This is a genomic window from Candidatus Jidaibacter acanthamoeba (assembly GCF_000815465.1).
Taxonomy (GTDB): domain Bacteria; phylum Pseudomonadota; class Alphaproteobacteria; order Rickettsiales; family Midichloriaceae; genus Jidaibacter; species Jidaibacter acanthamoebae.
In genome coordinates this window covers 1-547 of sequence record NZ_JSWE01000231.1, presented here as the reverse complement: position 1 = coordinate 547, position 547 = coordinate 1, and the positions used below count along the sequence as shown (strand labels likewise).

General features: G+C 36.4%; 1 protein-coding gene. It reads left to right on the top strand.

Annotated features, from left to right (window positions below):
- Positions 1 to 547: tyrosine-type recombinase/integrase (locus NF27_RS10660; protein WP_039459523.1), on the top strand; the 547-nt coding region annotated here is incomplete at both ends.

Sequence of the window (547 nt, the reverse complement as noted above, 5' to 3'; positions counted from 1 at the left end):
AAGGTGTTAGAATTATTGAAATAGAAGAACCCAGGTGGAACGGGTTAAGTGATAAGCAAATACTTCGGCTTAAATCTGCATGTGAACATAGGATGGCAACCTGCAAGCAAAAGAATCAGAATCCTCTACTTGAAGTAACTGTATTTTATATATTACTTACAACCGGACTTAGAGAATCAGAGTTAGCTATACTTAACTATGGTCAGTACCACCACAGAGGTTTCCATGAGGTAAAAAGGTCAAAGAGTAAGAAGATATCGACTAAAGTACCTTTGCCCAATGAAGCAAGAGATCATCTTGATAAGTATTTATCTACTCGTACTGAGTTATCTTTAGAATCCCCCTTACTTATAACCAAGTACGGCAACAGGATTACAAGATTTGAGATAATAAGGATATGCAGAAGGATATCAAAGTTAGCTAATGCATATCTTGAAGAAGAAGAGAAATTCAACCTTACTCCCCATATGCTTAGGCATAGTTTTTTAAAGAGAATAGCAGATAAGTATGATGTGCACATAGCGCAGAAGATGAGTGGTAATGTATC